Annotated in this window: 17 protein-coding genes; 16 read left to right on the forward strand and 1 reads right to left on the reverse strand. The window is 61.5% G+C overall.

The genetic code is table 11. The features are described from left to right. Nucleotides 1-41 precede the first annotated feature (41 nt). Nucleotides 42-734, reverse strand: a complete 693-nt coding sequence (locus HU806_RS03060; RefSeq protein ID WP_238350105.1) for an alpha/beta family hydrolase — start codon at nt 732-734, stop codon at nt 42-44. Between the two features lie 96 nt (nt 735-830). Between HU806_RS03060 and ccoN (HU806_RS03065) the strand changes: the two genes are divergently transcribed. The 16 genes from ccoN (HU806_RS03065) (at nt 831) to hemN (ending at nt 15977) form a co-directional block, all read left to right on the forward strand. Continuing rightward, the gene (gene ccoN, locus HU806_RS03065) at nt 831-2255 is read left to right on the forward strand and encodes a cytochrome-c oxidase, cbb3-type subunit I (RefSeq protein WP_186609841.1); all 1425 of its coding nucleotides are present in this window, start codon (nt 831-833) and stop codon (nt 2253-2255) included. A 10-nt stretch (nt 2256-2265) separates the two neighbouring features. After that, a complete protein-coding gene (gene ccoO, locus HU806_RS03070; protein ID WP_003183469.1) occupies nt 2266-2874 on the forward strand; it encodes a cytochrome-c oxidase, cbb3-type subunit II in 609 nt (202 codons plus the stop codon). A 4-nt stretch (nt 2875-2878) separates the two neighbouring features. Next, nucleotides 2879-3082, forward strand: coding sequence for a cbb3-type cytochrome oxidase subunit 3 (locus HU806_RS03075; RefSeq protein WP_186609842.1), 204 nt, complete (start codon nt 2879-2881; stop codon nt 3080-3082). Then, a complete protein-coding gene (gene ccoP / locus HU806_RS03080; RefSeq protein WP_186609843.1) occupies nt 3079-4032 on the forward strand; it encodes a cytochrome-c oxidase, cbb3-type subunit III in 954 nt (317 codons plus the stop codon). The genes HU806_RS03075 and ccoP (HU806_RS03080) overlap by 4 nt, the downstream gene beginning before the upstream one ends. Nucleotides 4033-4514: 482 nt before the next feature. Further along, nucleotides 4515-5957 carry a cytochrome-c oxidase, cbb3-type subunit I gene (gene ccoN, locus HU806_RS03085; RefSeq protein WP_186609844.1) on the forward strand — a complete coding sequence of 481 codons (1443 nt, stop codon included), beginning with the start codon at nt 4515-4517 and terminating at the stop codon, nt 5955-5957. Beyond that, on the forward strand, nt 5957-6565 hold the full coding sequence (ccoO, locus tag HU806_RS03090; RefSeq protein WP_095943289.1) for a cytochrome-c oxidase, cbb3-type subunit II: 609 nt from the start codon (nt 5957-5959) through the stop codon (nt 6563-6565). The genes ccoN (HU806_RS03085) and ccoO (HU806_RS03090) overlap by 1 nt, the downstream gene beginning before the upstream one ends. 5 nt (nt 6566-6570) lie before the next feature. After that, nucleotides 6571-6756: a CcoQ/FixQ family Cbb3-type cytochrome c oxidase assembly chaperone gene (locus HU806_RS03095; protein ID WP_003183474.1), complete on the forward strand. Its 186-nt coding sequence runs from the start codon at nt 6571-6573 to the stop codon at nt 6754-6756. Then, complete coding sequence (ccoP, locus tag HU806_RS03100; RefSeq protein ID WP_186609845.1) at nt 6753-7736, forward strand: cytochrome-c oxidase, cbb3-type subunit III; 984 nt, start codon at nt 6753-6755, stop codon at nt 7734-7736. Before HU806_RS03095 ends, ccoP (HU806_RS03100) begins: the two co-directional genes overlap by 4 nt. Nucleotides 7737-7887: 151 nt before the next feature. Next, nucleotides 7888-8142 carry a type II toxin-antitoxin system Phd/YefM family antitoxin gene (locus HU806_RS03105; protein WP_186609846.1) on the forward strand — a complete coding sequence of 85 codons (255 nt, stop codon included), beginning with the start codon at nt 7888-7890 and terminating at the stop codon, nt 8140-8142. After that, nucleotides 8143-8553, forward strand: a complete 411-nt coding sequence (locus tag HU806_RS03110) for a type II toxin-antitoxin system VapC family toxin (RefSeq protein ID WP_186609847.1) — start codon at nt 8143-8145, stop codon at nt 8551-8553. A 391-nt stretch (nt 8554-8944) separates the two neighbouring features. Then, nucleotides 8945-10360 (forward strand): cytochrome c oxidase accessory protein CcoG, encoded by a 1416-nt coding sequence (ccoG, locus tag HU806_RS03115; RefSeq protein ID WP_186609848.1) that lies wholly within the window; start codon nt 8945-8947, stop codon nt 10358-10360. Between the two features lie 11 nt (nt 10361-10371). Then, nucleotides 10372-10911 carry a FixH family protein gene (locus HU806_RS03120; protein ID WP_186609849.1) on the forward strand — a complete coding sequence of 180 codons (540 nt, stop codon included), beginning with the start codon at nt 10372-10374 and terminating at the stop codon, nt 10909-10911. A gap of 196 nt (nt 10912-11107) precedes the next feature. Further along, on the forward strand, nt 11108-13558 hold the full coding sequence (locus tag HU806_RS03125; protein WP_186609850.1) for a heavy metal translocating P-type ATPase: 2451 nt from the start codon (nt 11108-11110) through the stop codon (nt 13556-13558). Nucleotides 13559-13583: 25 nt separating this feature from the next. Continuing rightward, nucleotides 13584-13802 carry a cbb3-type cytochrome oxidase assembly protein CcoS gene (ccoS, locus tag HU806_RS03130; protein WP_186609851.1) on the forward strand — a complete coding sequence of 73 codons (219 nt, stop codon included), beginning with the start codon at nt 13584-13586 and terminating at the stop codon, nt 13800-13802. Further along, a complete protein-coding gene (locus tag HU806_RS03135; protein WP_186609852.1) occupies nt 13795-14478 on the forward strand; it encodes a sulfite exporter TauE/SafE family protein in 684 nt (227 codons plus the stop codon). Before ccoS ends, HU806_RS03135 begins: the two co-directional genes overlap by 8 nt. A gap of 116 nt (nt 14479-14594) precedes the next feature. After that, entirely contained in the window at nt 14595-15977 is a 1383-nt protein-coding gene (hemN, locus tag HU806_RS03140; protein ID WP_186609853.1) for an oxygen-independent coproporphyrinogen III oxidase, read from the forward strand. Nucleotides 15978-15990 lie beyond the last annotated feature (13 nt).

Below are 15990 nucleotides of genomic sequence, written 5' to 3' on the forward strand. Positions count from 1 at the left end.
GGACAGCGAAAGCTTCCGGGTTTTATTATTTGCCGGCCGCATCAATCCTGGGAGAGAAACCCAGCCACCTTCCGCGCCGCGGCCTCCAGATGCTGCTCATGACTGAACCCCGAAGCCTTCAACGGCTTGAGGTCATGATCCCCCGCCACCAACCACAACACCTCGATGTTCGGTGACAAGGTGTAGCCCTGCACCGCCGCCCGATTACCCAACGCATCGCGTTCGCCCTGGACGATCAAGGTCCGGGTCTTCAACCCCGCCAAATGCTCGACCCGCGGTTTCTCCGGCTTGCCCACCGCGTAGAAGGGATACCCCAGGCATACCAGCGCGTCGGCACCCAATTCATCGGCCAGCAGGCTCGCCATGCGCCCGCCCATGGACTTGCCGCCAATGGCCAGCCGCCCAGCGACATAAGGCCGCACCGTGGCGTACACCTCGCGCCAGCACTCAAGCAATTTGGGCGCTGGGTTCGGTGGACGCTTGCCTCCGTCCAAGCGCCGTTGAGCCATGTAGGGAAACTCGAAGCGCAGCACGTTGACGCCTTGTGCGGCGAGGCGCGCGACCATTTCGTTCATGAAGCCACTGTCCATCGGCGCACCGGCACCATGGGCCAGGATCAAGGTCGGCGACTCGGTGCCGGTACTTGGCTGCGCGGCTGTCCACAACCAACCGTGTTGCGCCACGCATCGCGCCCATTGATCCCCGTCAATACTGGCCTTGTGCTGTTTGTCCATGCTTGCCTCGCTTTTAGTCTGCCTATAACTCCAGGCGAAGAACGCCGCACTGCCTTGCGCAGGCGCTCACTTCGGCTGAACCGTGGATGGGGAACCATGAACACTTCTATCAGTACCGCCTACAACTACAAGGTGGTCCGCCAATTCGCCATTATGACGGTGGTGTGGGGCATCGTCGGCATGGGGCTCGGGGTTTTTCTCGCGGCCCAATTGGTCTGGCCGCAGCTCAACTTCGATTTGCCCTGGACCAGCTTCGGCCGCCTGCGCCCATTGCACACCAACGCGGTAATCTTCGCCTTCGGTGGCTGCGCGTTGTTCGCCAGTTCGTTCTATTCGGTGCAACGCACCTGCCAGACCCAGCTGTTTGCGCCGAAACTCGCCGCGTTCTGCTTCTGGGGTTGGCAGCTGGTGATCCTGCTGGCGGCCATCAGCCTGCCACTGGGCTACACCAGTTCCAAGGAATACGCCGAGCTTGAATGGCCGATCGACATCCTGATCACCATCGTCTGGGTCGCCTACGCCGTTGTGTTCTTCGGCACCGTGGCCAAGCGCAACACCAAGCACATCTACGTCGGCAACTGGTTTTTCGGCGGGTTCATCCTGACCGTGGCGCTCCTGCACATCGTCAACAACCTGGAACTGCCGGTGAGCTTCACCAAGTCCTACTCGGTTTACGCCGGGGCCACCGATGCGATGGTGCAATGGTGGTACGGCCACAACGCCGTGGGCTTTTTCCTCACCGCGGGTTTCCTCGGGATGATGTATTACTTCGTGCCGAAGCAGGCCGAGCGCCCGGTGTATTCCTATCGCTTGTCCATCGTGCACTTCTGGGCACTGATCACCCTGTACATCTGGGCCGGCCCGCACCACCTGCACTACACGGCGCTGCCGGACTGGGCGCAGTCGCTGGGCATGGTGATGTCGCTGATCCTGCTAGCGCCCAGTTGGGGCGGCATGATCAACGGCATGATGACGCTCTCGGGCGCCTGGCATAAGTTGCGCAGCGACCCGATCCTGCGCTTTTTGGTGGTGTCCCTGGCGTTCTACGGCATGTCGACCTTCGAAGGTCCGATGATGGCGATCAAGACCGTCAACGCCCTATCCCACTACACCGACTGGACCATCGGCCACGTCCACGCCGGTGCGCTCGGCTGGGTGGCGATGATTTCTATCGGCGCGTTGTACCACATGATCCCGAAAGTCTTCGGCCGGGCGCAGATGCACAGCATCGGCCTGATCAACGCGCACTTCTGGCTCGCGACCATCGGCACCGTGCTCTACATCGCCTCGATGTGGGTCAACGGGATCGCCCAGGGCCTGATGTGGCGGGCAGTGAACGAGGACGGCACGCTCACCTATTCCTTCGTCGAAACCCTGGTGGCCAGCCATCCCGGCTTCATCGTGCGGTTGGCGGGCGGGGCAATCTTCCTCGCCGGCATGTTGCTGATGGCCTACAACACCTGGCGCACCGTGCGGGCCTACGAGCCTGCCGAAGCCGCCGCTGCCGCGCAGATGGCTTGAGGAGTCCGCCATGAAACACGAAACAATCGAAAAAAACGTCGGCCTGCTGATGCTGCTGATGGTGCTGGCCGTGAGCATTGGCGGCCTGACCCAGATCGTGCCGCTGTTCTTCCAGGACGTGACCAATAAACCGGTGGACGGCATGAAGCCCTACACCGCCTTGCAATTGGAAGGTCGCGACATCTACATCCGTGAAGGCTGCGTTGGCTGCCACTCGCAGATGATCCGCCCATTCCGCGCCGAGACCGAGCGCTACGGCCATTACTCCGTCGCCGGTGAAAGCGTCTGGGACCACCCGTTCTTGTGGGGCTCCAAGCGCACCGGACCGGACCTGGCCCGAGTCGGCGCGCGCTACTCCGATGACTGGCACCGCGCCCACTTGTACAACCCGCGCAACGTCGTACCCGAGTCGAAAATGCCGGCCTATCCATGGCTGGTCACTCAAGCGGTCGACAGTAGCCACACCGAAGGCAAGCTGCGCGCCATGCGCACCCTCGGCGTGCCGTACACCGACGACGACATCGCGGGCAGCGTGGCTTCGCTCAAGGGCAAGACCGAAATGGACGCGCTGGTCGCCTACCTGCAAGTGCTCGGCACTGCCATCAAGAGCAAGAGGTGAATCCATGTTCCTTGAAATGAGCACTGGAATGATCCGCGGCCTGGGCACGGTCGTGGTGTTCATCGCCTTCATCGGCCTGACCCTGTGGGTGTTCAGCAGCAAGCGTGGCCCGGAATTCGCCCAGGCGCGCCTGCTGCCATTCGCCGACGAACCGCCCGCCGAAACCGCCATTCCCCAAGACCCTGCAACAAGGAGCACCCGGCCATGACCACCTTCTGGAGTACGTGGATCTGCGTACTGACCCTCGGCAGCTTGATCGGCCTGACCTGGCTGCTGATCGGCACCCGCAAGGGCGAGACCAAGGGCAGCGTCGACCAGACCATGGGCCACAGCTTCGATGGCATCGAGGAGTACGACAACCCATTGCCGCAATGGTGGTTCCTGTTGTTCGCCGGCACGTTGGTATTTTCCGTGGGCTATCTGATTCTGTATCCAGGCCTGGGCAACTGGAAAGGCATCCTGCCCGGCTATGAGAATGGCTGGACCGGCGCTCATGAATGGGAAAAGGAGATGGCCAAGGCCGACGCCAAGTTCGGGCCGATCTTCGCCAAGTTCTCGGCCATGCCGGTGGAAGAAGTCGCCAAGGATCCGCAAGCCTTGAAGATGGGTGGCCGCCTGTTCGCCTCCAACTGCTCGGTCTGCCATGGGTCGGACGCCAAGGGCGCCTTCGGTTTCCCGAACCTGGCCGACAGCCATTGGCGCTGGGGCGGCAATGCCGAGACCATCAAGGCGACCATCCTGGGCGGTCGCATGGCGGCAATGCCGGCCTGGGGCGAAGTGCTGGGAGACGCCGGAGTCAAGAACGTGGCCGCGTATGTTCGCCACGACCTGGCTGGCCTGCCACTGCCGGCCGACAGCGGTGCCGACCTGCAAGCCGGCCAGCAGGCGTTCAACAGCACCTGCGTCGCCTGCCACGGCGCCAACGGCCAAGGGACCGAAGCGATGGGCGCGCCGAACCTGACGCAACCGGCCGGTTTCATCTACGGCACCAGCCTGGCCCAACTGCAGCAGACCATCCGCCACGGCCGCCAGGGCCATATGCCAGCGCAGAATGAATTGCTCGGCAATGACAAGGTGCAACTGCTCGCGGCCTACGTCTACAACCTGTCCCACGGCACTGGCGCCGAGCGCCTGCAAGCTGAACGCAAAAGCGAATAAATCCTGACCACACGAACAGTCGCATTCATCTGGATGCGGCTGTTCCGTGCCCCTGCGCGACGCATTGTCGCACCCCTCCCATCGTCTCCTTTCGGTTCCCCGCAATCGGGTCTAAGCTTGCCTCTGCGTGCACTGGCGACTGCCGGTTTCAGGTCGAGCCGACCCGATGCGTTCGACATTCGTTCGTTGAAAAAAGCCGCAAAGGCAGGTGAATCCCGGCTGTTGCGACAGTTGCCAGGCATCACCCGAACGTAGCGCTTGAACACACCCCGTTACAACCGACCCGACCCCCTCGCCTCTTTCCTTCGTTGCGACATTTTGCCGAGGGCCAATTTTGTCCCTACACAGAACATGGAAAGGCCGCAGAATCAGCTTTGGAAAGCATTGACCCAGGTCATGGCGCGTTGCAATGACCCCCCGCTTTCTCCATACTTGCGACCGATTTTTATCCTAATAAAACACCCAAACCGTGGAACCTTAGAATGAGCACAGCAATCAGTCCGACTGCTTATAACTATAAGGTAGTCCGCCAGTTCGCCATCATGACGGTGGTCTGGGGGATCCTTGGCATGGGGCTCGGTGTCTTCATCGCCTCGCAACTGGTCTGGCCGGAGTTGAACTTCGATCTGCCATGGACGACTTTTGGACGCCTGCGCCCACTGCACACCAACCTGGTGATCTTCGCCTTCGGTGGTTGTGCCTTGTTTGCCACTTCTTACTATGTCGTGCAGCGAACCTGCCAGACGCGACTGATCTCCGACAGCCTCGCCGCCTTCACCTTCTGGGGTTGGCAAGCGGTGATCATCGGCGCGATCGTGACCTTGCCAATGGGTTTCACTACCACCAAGGAATACGCGGAACTGGAATGGCCCCTGGCTATTCTGCTGGCCATCGTCTGGGTGACCTACGGTTTGGTGTTCTTCGGCACCATCGTCAAGCGCAAGACCAAGCACATCTATGTTGGCAACTGGTTCTACGGTGCCTTCATCGTCGTGACCGCCATGCTGCATATCGTCAACCACGCATCGCTGCCGGTCAGCTTCTTCAAGTCGTACTCGGCCTACTCGGGCGCGACCGACGCGATGATCCAGTGGTGGTACGGCCACAACGCCGTGGGCTTCTTCCTGACCACCGGTTTCCTGGGGATGATGTATTACTTCGTGCCGAAACAGGCCGAGCGTCCGATCTACTCCTATCGCCTGTCCATCGTGCACTTCTGGGCGCTGATCACCCTGTACATCTGGGCCGGCCCGCACCACCTGCACTACACCGCGCTGCCGGACTGGGCGCAGTCGCTGGGCATGGCGATGTCGATCATCCTGCTGGCGCCAAGCTGGGGCGGCATGATCAACGGCATGATGACCCTGTCGGGCGCCTGGCATAAGCTGCGCACCGACCCGATCCTGCGGTTCCTGGTGGTATCCCTGGCGTTCTACGGCATGTCGACCTTCGAAGGCCCGATGATGGCCATCAAGACAGTCAACTCGCTGAGTCACTACACCGACTGGACCATCGGCCACGTACACGCCGGTGCACTCGGCTGGGTCGCGATGATTTCCATCGGCGCCATCTACCACATGATCCCGAAACTGTTCGGTCGCGCGCAGATGCACAGCACCGGCCTGATCAACGCGCACTTCTGGCTCGCCACCATCGGCACCGTGCTCTATATCGCCTCGATGTGGGTCAACGGCATTACCCAAGGCCTGATGTGGCGTGCAATCAACGACGACGGCACCCTGACGTACTCGTTCGTCGAAGCCCTGCAAGCCAGTCACCCAGGCTTCATCGTGCGTGCCCTGGGCGGCGCGTTCTTCGCCAGCGGCATGCTGCTGATGGCCTACAACGTGTATCGCACCGTTCGTGCCTCTGACCCGGTTGAAGCAGAAGCCGCCGCCAAGATCGCCGTAGTTGGAGCTCACTGATGAAGCACGAAGCAGTAGAGAAGAATATCGGCCTGCTGGCCTTCTTCATGGTCATCGCCGTCAGCATTGGCGGCTTGACCCAGATCGTTCCGCTGTTTTTCCAGGACGTGACCAACAAGCCGGTCGAAGGCATGAAGCCGCGTACCGCCCTTGAACTGGAAGGCCGCGACGTCTACATCGCCAACGGCTGTGTCGGCTGCCATTCGCAGATGATCCGTCCGTTCCGCGCCGAAACCGAACGTTACGGCCACTATTCCGTTGCCGGTGAAAGCGTCTGGGACCACCCGTTCCTGTGGGGCTCCAAGCGTACCGGCCCGGACCTGGCCCGCGTTGGCGGCCGTTACTCTGATGACTGGCAGCGTGCGCATTTGTACAACCCGCGCAACGTGGTGCCGGAATCGAAGATGCCGGCCTACCCGTTCCTCGTAGAAAACAAGCTCGACGGCAAAGACACTGCCAAGAAAATGGAAGTCTTGCGCACCTTGGGCGTGCCTTACACCGACGAAGACATCGCCGGTGCCAGGGATGCCGTGAAGGGCAAGACCGAAATGGACGCGCTGGTGGCCTATCTGCAAGGCCTGGGCACCATCATCAAAAGCAAACGGTGATTTAGATGGATATCGGGATGATTCGTGGCCTGGGCACCGTCGTCGTGATGGTGGCTTTTATCGGCCTGGCCCTGTGGGTGTTCAGCCCAAAGCGCAAGTCGGAGTTTGACGACGCGACCTTGCTGCCATTCGCGGATGATCCCGAAGCCATCAAGCACGTCGAGCAAGCTTCTAGGAGTAACAAAGAATGACAACATTCTGGAGTCTGTACGTCACAGTCCTCAGCCTGGGAACGATCTTCGCCCTGACCTGGCTGTTGCTGTCGACCCGCAAGGGCCAGCGCAGCGAAGCCACCGAGGAGACGGTCGGCCACTCCTTCGACGGGATCGAGGAGTACGACAACCCACTGCCAAAGTGGTGGTTCATGCTGTTCGTCGGCACCATCATTTTCGCCCTCGGTTACCTGGTCCTCTATCCGGGCTTGGGCAATTGGAAAGGCCTGCTGCCAGGCTACAACTACCTGGACAATGAAAAGCAGACCGCTTTCGCCAACGGCCAGACCGGCTGGACTGGCGTGCACGAATGGGAAAAGGAAATGGCCCGCTCGGACGCCAAGTTCGGTCCGATCTTCGCCAAGTTCGCTTCCATGCCGATCGAAGAAGTCGCCAAGGACCCGCAAGCCCTGAAGATGGGTGGCCGCCTGTTCGCCTCCAACTGCTCGGTCTGCCATGGTTCCGACGCCAAGGGCGCCTACGGTTTCCCTAACCTGACCGACGCCGACTGGCGCTGGGGCGGCGAGCCGGAAACCATCAAGACCACCATCATGGGCGGTCGTCATGCCGTCATGCCGGGATGGGCTGCCGTGGTTGGCGAGCAAGGTGTTGCCGACGTAGCCGCTTACCTGGTGACCGGCTTGCATAGCCGCAAACTGCCGGAAGGCGCCAAGGCCGACCCGGCCAACGGCCAAAAGCTGTTCGCAGCCAACTGCGTAGCCTGCCATGGTCCAGCCGGCAAGGGCACGCCCGCCATGGGCGCTCCTGACCTGACGCACCCGGCCGGCTTCATCTACGGTTCGAGCTTCGCTCAGTTGCAGCAGACCATCCGTTACGGCCGCCAGGGCCAGATGCCGGCCCAGGCCGATCTGCAAGGCAACGACAAGGTTCACCTGTTGGCCGCTTACGTCTACAGCCTGTCACACGGCGAAAAGGCTCCGGCCGCTGACGCGCAATAAGGCAAACGCTTGAGACATCAAAGGCCCCGCCAATCAGACTGGCGGGGCCTTTTGTTTACCGGCTCGAAACAGGGGTAAAACTGTTCCACTTGCCGGCTATTCATACTGGTAGTAACGTGCCTACATTCAAGCGTTAAAGAGGGGCACTTCCATGTCCACCACCACCATCTCCAGCCGCGAATTCAACCACGACACAAGTGGTGCCAAAAAAGCCACCCGTGAAGGGCCGGTCATCATCACCGACCGTGGCAAGCCGGCCCATGTGCTGCTAAGCATTGAGGAGTACCAGAAACTGTCCGGCATTGGCGCGAGCATTGTCGAGTTGCTGGTCATGCCCGATACGCCGGATATCGACTTCGATACCGAGCGTGCCGTCATCACGCCTCGCTCGGTGGACTTGTCCTGAATGTTTCTACTCGATACCAACGTCATATCGGAACTGCGCAAACCCCAGGCAGACAAAAACGTCCAGGCCTGGGCCCGCAGCGTTCCGGCACCCAGCCTGTATGTCTCGGCCATTACCGTACTGGAACTGGAAACCGGTGTGCTGCGCTTCGAACGCAAGGACCCGACGCAAGGCAGTCGCCTGCGGGCGTGGCTGGATAATCATGTGCTGCCTGCCTTTGCCGGCAGGATCCTGGCTGTGGACCGCGCAGTCGCACTGCGCTGCGCTCGCCTGCATGTGCCCGACCGCAGCAATGAGTGCGACGCACTGATTGCCGCCACCGCCCTTGTCCATGGGCTGACTGTGGTCACACGTAACGTGACTGATTTCCAGGCCAGCGGCGTGGCGGTGCTCAACCCGTGGGTTGGCTGATTACAAGTTGGCCTTTTGTGGCGAGGGAGCTTGCTCCCGCTGGGTGGCGAAGCCGCCCCAAAAAATCACCGCACTTTTCCAGGTAAAACCGCACTAGCCTGATTTACGACTGCTGCGCAGCCGAGCGGGAGCAAGCTCCCTCGCCACGAAACAGAACAGCCTGCAGAGCCCCCCTTCGTTTCGCCAACGCCATGCACTGTCTATAGTCAATTGATCTGGGTCATGACTTGTTACATCCGCTACACCATTCGGCCCTCACTCCCAACGCGACCAAAGGTCGCACCCTTGCACTAGAGCGACAGGCGTATCATTGCGCCACTGCAATGCCCTTTCTGACCGTGGTCGGCACGTACTGGCCTCGGCACTTTTCCACTGCCGTGGGATGCAATTGATGAGCAACCAGATTCCGGTACATGACGTTACCCCGCCTGCCAAGGACGCCAACAAAAGCGTCGACCTGTATGCCTCTCGGGAAAAAATCTACACCCGCGCCTTCACGGGCCTGTTCCGTAACCTGCGAATGGTTGGCGGGGCGTTATTGTTCCTGTTGTATTTCGGTACGGTCTGGCTGAACTGGGGTGGCCACCAGGCTGTCTGGTGGAACCTGCCTGAACGCAAATTCTTTATTTTCGGCGCCACCTTCTGGCCTCAGGATTTCATCCTGCTTTCCGGGCTGCTGATCATCGCCGCCTTCGGTCTTTTTTTCATCACCGTGTATGCCGGACGGGTCTGGTGCGGTTATACCTGCCCGCAGAGCGTATGGACCTGGATCTTCATGTGGTGCGAAAAAGTCACCGAAGGCGACCGCAACCAACGCATCAAGCTCGACAAGGCGCCCATGAGCGCCAACAAAATCTCACGCAAGTTCGCCAAGCACAGCCTGTGGCTGCTGATCGGTTTCGTCACCGGCATGACTTTCGTCGGTTACTTCACACCCATCCGCGAACTGGTGTTCCAGTTCTTTACCGGCGAGGCCGATGGTTGGTCGTACTTCTGGGTCGGCTTCTTCACCCTCGCCACTTATGGCAATGCCGGCTGGCTGCGCGAACAAGTGTGCATCTACATGTGTCCCTACGCCCGCTTCCAAAGCGTGATGTTCGACAAGGACACCCTGATCGTTTCCTATGACCCGCGTCGCGGTGAAAGCCGCGGCCCGCGCAAAAAAGGCATCGACTACAAGGCGCTGGGCCTGGGTGATTGCATCGATTGCACCATGTGCGTCCAGGTCTGCCCCACCGGTATCGACATTCGCGACGGCCTGCAGGTCGAGTGCATCGGCTGCGCGGCCTGCATCGATGCCTGCGACAACATCATGGACAAGATGGATTATCCCCGCGGCCTGATCAGCTACACCACCGAACACAACCTCTCGGGCCAGAAAACCAATAAACTTCGCCCACGCCTGATCGGTTATGCCTTGGTGCTGCTGGCCATGATCAGCCTGCTGGTGACGGCGTTCTTCATGCGCTCGCTGGTGGGTTTCGACGTCAGCAAGGACCGCGTGCTGTATCGCGAAAACGCCGAAGGCCGGATCGAGAACGTCTACAGCCTGAAAATCATGAACAAGGACCAACGCGACCATACGTACATTCTGGAAGCCGCCGGCCTGCCCGATCTCAAGCTGCAAGGGCGCCGGGAAATCAAGGTGGCCGCCGGCGAGATCCTCAGCCAGCCGGTTGAATTATCCAGCGCACCGGAACAACTGCCATCGAGCACCAACGAGGTTACATTCATCCTCAAGGATGCCGATGACGACAGCGTCCATGTTGAAGCCAAGAGCCGGTTCATCGGCCCACAGACTCGTTGAGAGAAATGAACATGCCTGCAGCAACCGCCACCAGCCCTTGGTACAAACACCTCTGGCCGTGGATCATCATTGCGATCCTGACCTGTTCAGTGACACTGAGCCTGACCATGGTGACCATCGCCGTGAAGAATCCGGACAACCTGGTCAACGACAACTACTACGAAGCCGGCAAGGGCATCAACCGCTCGCTGGAGCGAGAGTTGCTGGCCCAGACACTGCAACTGCACGCCAATGTGCAACTGGATGATGTGACCGGCGAAGTGAACCTGCGCCTGAACGGCGACAGTCGCCCCCAGACCCTGGAACTGAGCCTGATCTCGCCAACCCAGCCGGAGAAGGATCGCAAGGTCGTCCTGGCCCGCAACGACAGCGAGCCGGGACGCTACGTCGGCCAGTTGACGGACAAGATCGAAGGCCGGCGCTTTGTCGAATTGCTAGGCGTGGAGAGCGACCAGACCTGGCGCCTGTTCGAAGAAGAACAGATCAACCACGACCAGGCCATCCTGCTTGGCGATGAGCCATTGCAAGGCGCTGAAGACCTGAAAAAGTAAGCTGCTGTTGTGGCGAGGGAGCTTGCTCCCGCTGGGCTGCGAAGCGGCCCTGAAGCCTGAGTCCCGGCGCTATCAGGCTCCATGGTGTCGGCTGCTTTGGGCCTGCTACGCAGGCCAGCGGGAGCAAGCTCCCTCGCCACAAAAAGCGCCCTCACTTGTAGCAAGCTCCTTCCACAAAAGGCTTCATGCGATACCCATGACCACTCCACAGCCCTGCTATCACTGCGCCCTGCCCGTCCCCCCTGGCAGTCGCTTCACCGCCGTTGTCCTCGGTGAAACCCGCGAGCTGTGCTGCCCGGGCTGCCAGGCCGTGGCCGAGGCGATCGTCGCCGGTGGCCTGGAAGGTTATTACCAGCATCGCAGCGAAGCGTCGGCCAATCCCCAGACCCTGCCGGTGCAACTGAGCGAAGAACTGGCGCTGTATGATCGACCCGATGTGCAGCAATCGTTCGTTCGTCATGAAGGCGAACTGGCCGAGACTACCCTGCTCATGGAAGGCATCAGCTGCGCCGCCTGCGGCTGGTTGATCGAAAAACAACTGCGCAGCCTGCCGGCCGTGGCCGAGGCGCGATTGAACCTGTCCAACCATCGCTTGCACGTTCGCTGGGCCGACGGGCAACTGCCGCTGAGCACGCTGCTCGCCGAGCTGCGCCAGATCGGCTACGCCGCCCATCCGTACCAGGCCGACCAAGCCTGCGAACAGCTCGCCGCGCAGAATCGCCTGGCCCTGCGCCAGTTGGGCGTGGCCGGATTGCTGTGGTTCCAGGCCATGATGGCGACCATGGCCACCTGGCCGGAATTCAACATCGACCTGAGCCCGGAGATGCACGCCATCCTGCGCTGGGTTGCGCTGTTCCTCACCACCCCCATCGTCTTCTACAGCTGCGCGCCGTTTTTCAAAGGTGCCATGCGCGACCTGCGCACCCGGCACCTGACCATGGATGTTTCAGTGTCCCTGGCCATTGGCGGCGCCTATATAGCCGGCATCTGGACCGCCATCACCGGGACAGGCGAGCTGTATTTCGATGCCGTCGGCATGTTCGCCTTGTTCCTGCTCGCCGGCCGCTACCTGGAGCGCCGGGCTCGCGAGCGTACCGCTGCTGCCACCGCACAACTGGTCAATCTGCTGCCGGCTTCGTGCCTGCGTCTGGAGGACAGCGGCCAGAGTGAACGCATCCTGCTCAGTGAATTGCGCACCGGCGACCGGGTACTGGTGCATCCAGGCGCGGTGCTGCCGGCCGATGGCAGGATTCTCGACGGCCAGTCCAGCATCGACGAATCACTGCTGACCGGCGAATACCTGCCTCAACCTCGCCAGGTGGGCGACGCAGTCACCGCTGGCACGCTGAATGTCGAAGGTGCCTTGACGGTAGAGGTGCTGGCCCTCGGGCAGGACACCCGGTTATCGGCCATCGTGCGGTTGCTGGACAGGGCCCAGGCCGAGAAGCCACGACTGGCGCAAGTCGCCGACCGCGCCGCCCAGTGGTTCTTGCTGTTCTCTCTGGTCGCCGCTGCCGTCATCGGGTTGGTGTGGTGGCAACTGGATGCCTCACGGGCATTCTGGATTGTCCTCGCGATGCTGGTCGCGACCTGCCCTTGCGCGCTGTCCCTGGCGACGCCGACCGCCCTGACCGCCGCCACCGGCACCCTGCACAAACTCGGCCTGCTACTGACGCGCGGTCATGTGTTGGAAGGCCTGAACCAGATCGACACGGTGATTTTCGACAAGACCGGCACCCTCACCGAAGGCCGCCTGGCGTTGCGCGCGATTCGAACACTCGGGGCACTCGACAGCGACCATTGCCTGGCCCTTGCCGCCGCTTTGGAAAACCGCTCCGAACACCCTATCGCCAGGGCTTTCGGCCGTGCGCCATTGGCCGCCGAGCATGTTCAAAGCACTCCCGGCTTGGGACTTGAAGGCGTGGTGGGCGAACAATCCCTGCGCATCGGCCATCCCAGCTTTGTCTGCGAACTGAGCGGCGCCGCAGTGCCGGTGATGCCGGACGAACCTGGGCAATGGCTGCTGCTGGGCGATGAGCTCGGGCCGCTGGCCTGGTTTGTCCTCGATGATCGCTTGCGTGCAGACGCGCCGGCCCTGCTGGCGGCGTGCAAGGCGCGGGGCTGGCGAACCTTGTTGTTGTCGGGCGACAGCTCGCCAATGGTTGTCAGCGTCGCCGCCGAACTGGGCATCGATGAAGCCCGCGGCGGCCTGCGCCCGGACGACAAGCTGGCGGTGCTCCAGCAATTGCACCAGCAAGGCCATAAAGTGCTGATGCTTGGCGACGGCGTGAACGACGTCCCGGTGTTGGCGGCGGCGGACATCAGCGTCGCGATGGGCTCAGCCACCGACCTGGCCAAGACCAGCGCTGACGCGGTCCTCTTGTCCAACCGCCTGGGCGCCCTGATTCACGCCTTCAGCCTGGCCCGGCGCACCCGTCGGGTGATCATCGAGAACCTGCTCTGGGCCGGGTTGTACAATGGCCTCATGTTGCCGTTTGCCGCCCTCGGTTGGATTACGCCGGTGTGGGCCGCGGTCGGCATGTCCATCAGCTCGTTGACGGTGGTGCTGAATGCGCTGAGGCTAACCCGTCAACCCAAGGCGCAGGTGTTCGACGCCACGCCCGATACCCGTCCGCTGCCGGCCTGAGCCGCGCGGGCATGGAGTTTCCGACATGCCAGCTCTGTACGTGATGATCCCGGCCGCGCTGCTGATCGTAGCCATCGCCGTCTACATCTTCTTCTGGGCCGTGGACAGCGGCCAATACGATGACCTCGACGGTCCGGCCCATAGCATTCTGTTCGATGACCAGGACCCGAACCACAAGGCCGCCGTGGACGAGGCCAGCGGCGACGAGCGCAAACCGGACGACAAGGTCCCGCCCCATGCTTGATCTGGCGCCCTTACTGGTTTCGGCCGTCATCCTTGGCCTTTTGGGCGGCGGACATTGCCTGGGCATGTGCGGAGGGCTGATGGGCGCCCTGACCCTGGCGATTCCCAAGGAACAGCGCAGTCGGCGCTTTCGATTGTTGCTGGCCTACAACCTCGGACGAATCCTCAGCTACGCCACGGCCGGCTTGCTGATCGGCCTGGCGGGCTGGGCCGTGGCAAACAGCCCGGCGGCAATGGTCATGCGGGTGCTGGCCGGTCTGTTGCTGATCGCCATGGGCCTGTATCTGGCAGGTTGGTGGGGTGGCCTGACACGAATCGAAAGCGTCGGGCGTGGCCTGTGGCGGCATATCCAACCCGTCGCCAATCGCCTGCTGCCGGTGTCGAGCCTGCCCCGGGCCCTGCTGCTCGGCGCGCTGTGGGGTTGGTTGCCGTGCGGGTTGGTCTATAGCACCCTGCTGTGGTCCGCCAGCCAAGGCAATGCGCTGGACAGTGCGTTACTGATGCTCGCCTTTGGCCTGGGCACTTGGCCTGTGCTGCTCGCCACCGGCCTCGCCGCCGAACGCGTCACGGCATTGCTACGCAAACGCAGCGTGCGCATGGCTGGCGGCTTGTTGGTGATTGTCTTCGGAATCTGGACGTTGCCAGGGCCGCATCAGCATTGGCTCATGGGGCATTGATCCGGTTCCACAGGGATACGTTGGAAGCAGGCTTGCCCTGTTGACGCAAATCAACACGCTCCTTCCATCGCCCCCATAAACTTTCAAGCATGCCAGCCTATCCGGGGAATGCCCGCATGCTCGACGCCATTCGTTGGGACTCAGACCTTATCCGCCGCTACGACCTGGCGGGCCCACGCTACACCTCGTACCCGACCGCGGCGCAGTTTGCCGGCCAAGTGGGCAGTTTCGATTTGCTCCATGCTTTGCGCGATAGCCGCAAAGCGCTCAAGCCGCTGTCGCTGTATGTGCACGTGCCGTTCTGCGCCAATATTTGCTACTACTGCGCCTGCAACAAAGTCATCACCAAGGATCGCGGCCGGGCCCATGTCTATCTGCAACGCCTGGAGCAGGAAATCCAACTGATCAGTTGCCACCTGGACCCGGCCCAGCGCGTCGAACAGCTGCACTTGGGTGGCGGCACGCCGACCTTTCTCAGCCATGCCGAGTTGCGTCAACTAATGGCCAAGCTGCGCAAACACCTGAATCTGATGGACGACGATTCCGGCGACTACGGCATTGAAATAGACCCTCGGGAAGCCGACTGGTCGACCATGGGATTGCTGCGGGAACTGGGCTTCAACCGGGTCAGCATCGGCTTGCAGGACCTTGACCCGGCCGTGCAGCGCGCCGTCAATCGCCTGCAAAGCCTGGAAGAAACCCGCGCCGTGGTCGAAGCCGCCCGGACCCTGCAGTTTCGTTCGATCAACATCGATTTGATTTACGGCTTGCCCAAGCAGACCCCGGACAACTTCGCTCGCACCGTCGAGGAAGTCATCAGCCTGCAACCGGACCGCCTGTCGGTGTTCAACTACGCCCACCTGCCGGAACGCTTCATGCCCCAGCGGCGCATCAACAGCCAGGACCTGCCGAACCCGCCCCAGAAACTGGCGATGCTGCAAGGCACCATCGAACAGCTGACCACCGCCGGTTATCGCTACATCGGCATGGACCACTTCGCCCTGCCCGACGACGAACTGGCAATCGCCCAGGAAGAAGCGACCTTGCAGCGCAACTTCCAGGGCTATACCACCCATGGTCATTGCGACCTGATCGGTCTCGGCGTGTCGGCCATCAGCCAGATCGGCGATCTCTACTGCCAGAACAGCAGCGATTTGAGCCGCTACCAGAACACCCTGGCCGACGGGCAACTGGCGACCAGTCGCGGGCTGGTGTGCAACGCTGACGACCGGCTGCGACGGGCGGTGATCCAACAGCTGATCTGCCATTTCACGCTGGCGTTCGCCGAGATCGAGCATGCCTTCAACATCGGTTTTTGCGAGTATTTCGCCTCGATATGGCCGCAACTACAAACAATGGCCGACGACGGGCTGATTGAACTGACGAATACGCACATCATGGTATTACCCGCTGGGCGCTTGCTGGTGCGCTCGGTCTGCATGGTGTTCGACGTGTATCTGGAGCATCAGAATCGACAGCGTTTTTCCCGCGTCATCTGAGCGCGACAATTTG

Source organism: Pseudomonas sp. SWRI154 (assembly GCF_014268645.1).
Classification (GTDB): domain Bacteria; phylum Pseudomonadota; class Gammaproteobacteria; order Pseudomonadales; family Pseudomonadaceae; genus Aquipseudomonas; species Aquipseudomonas marvdashtae.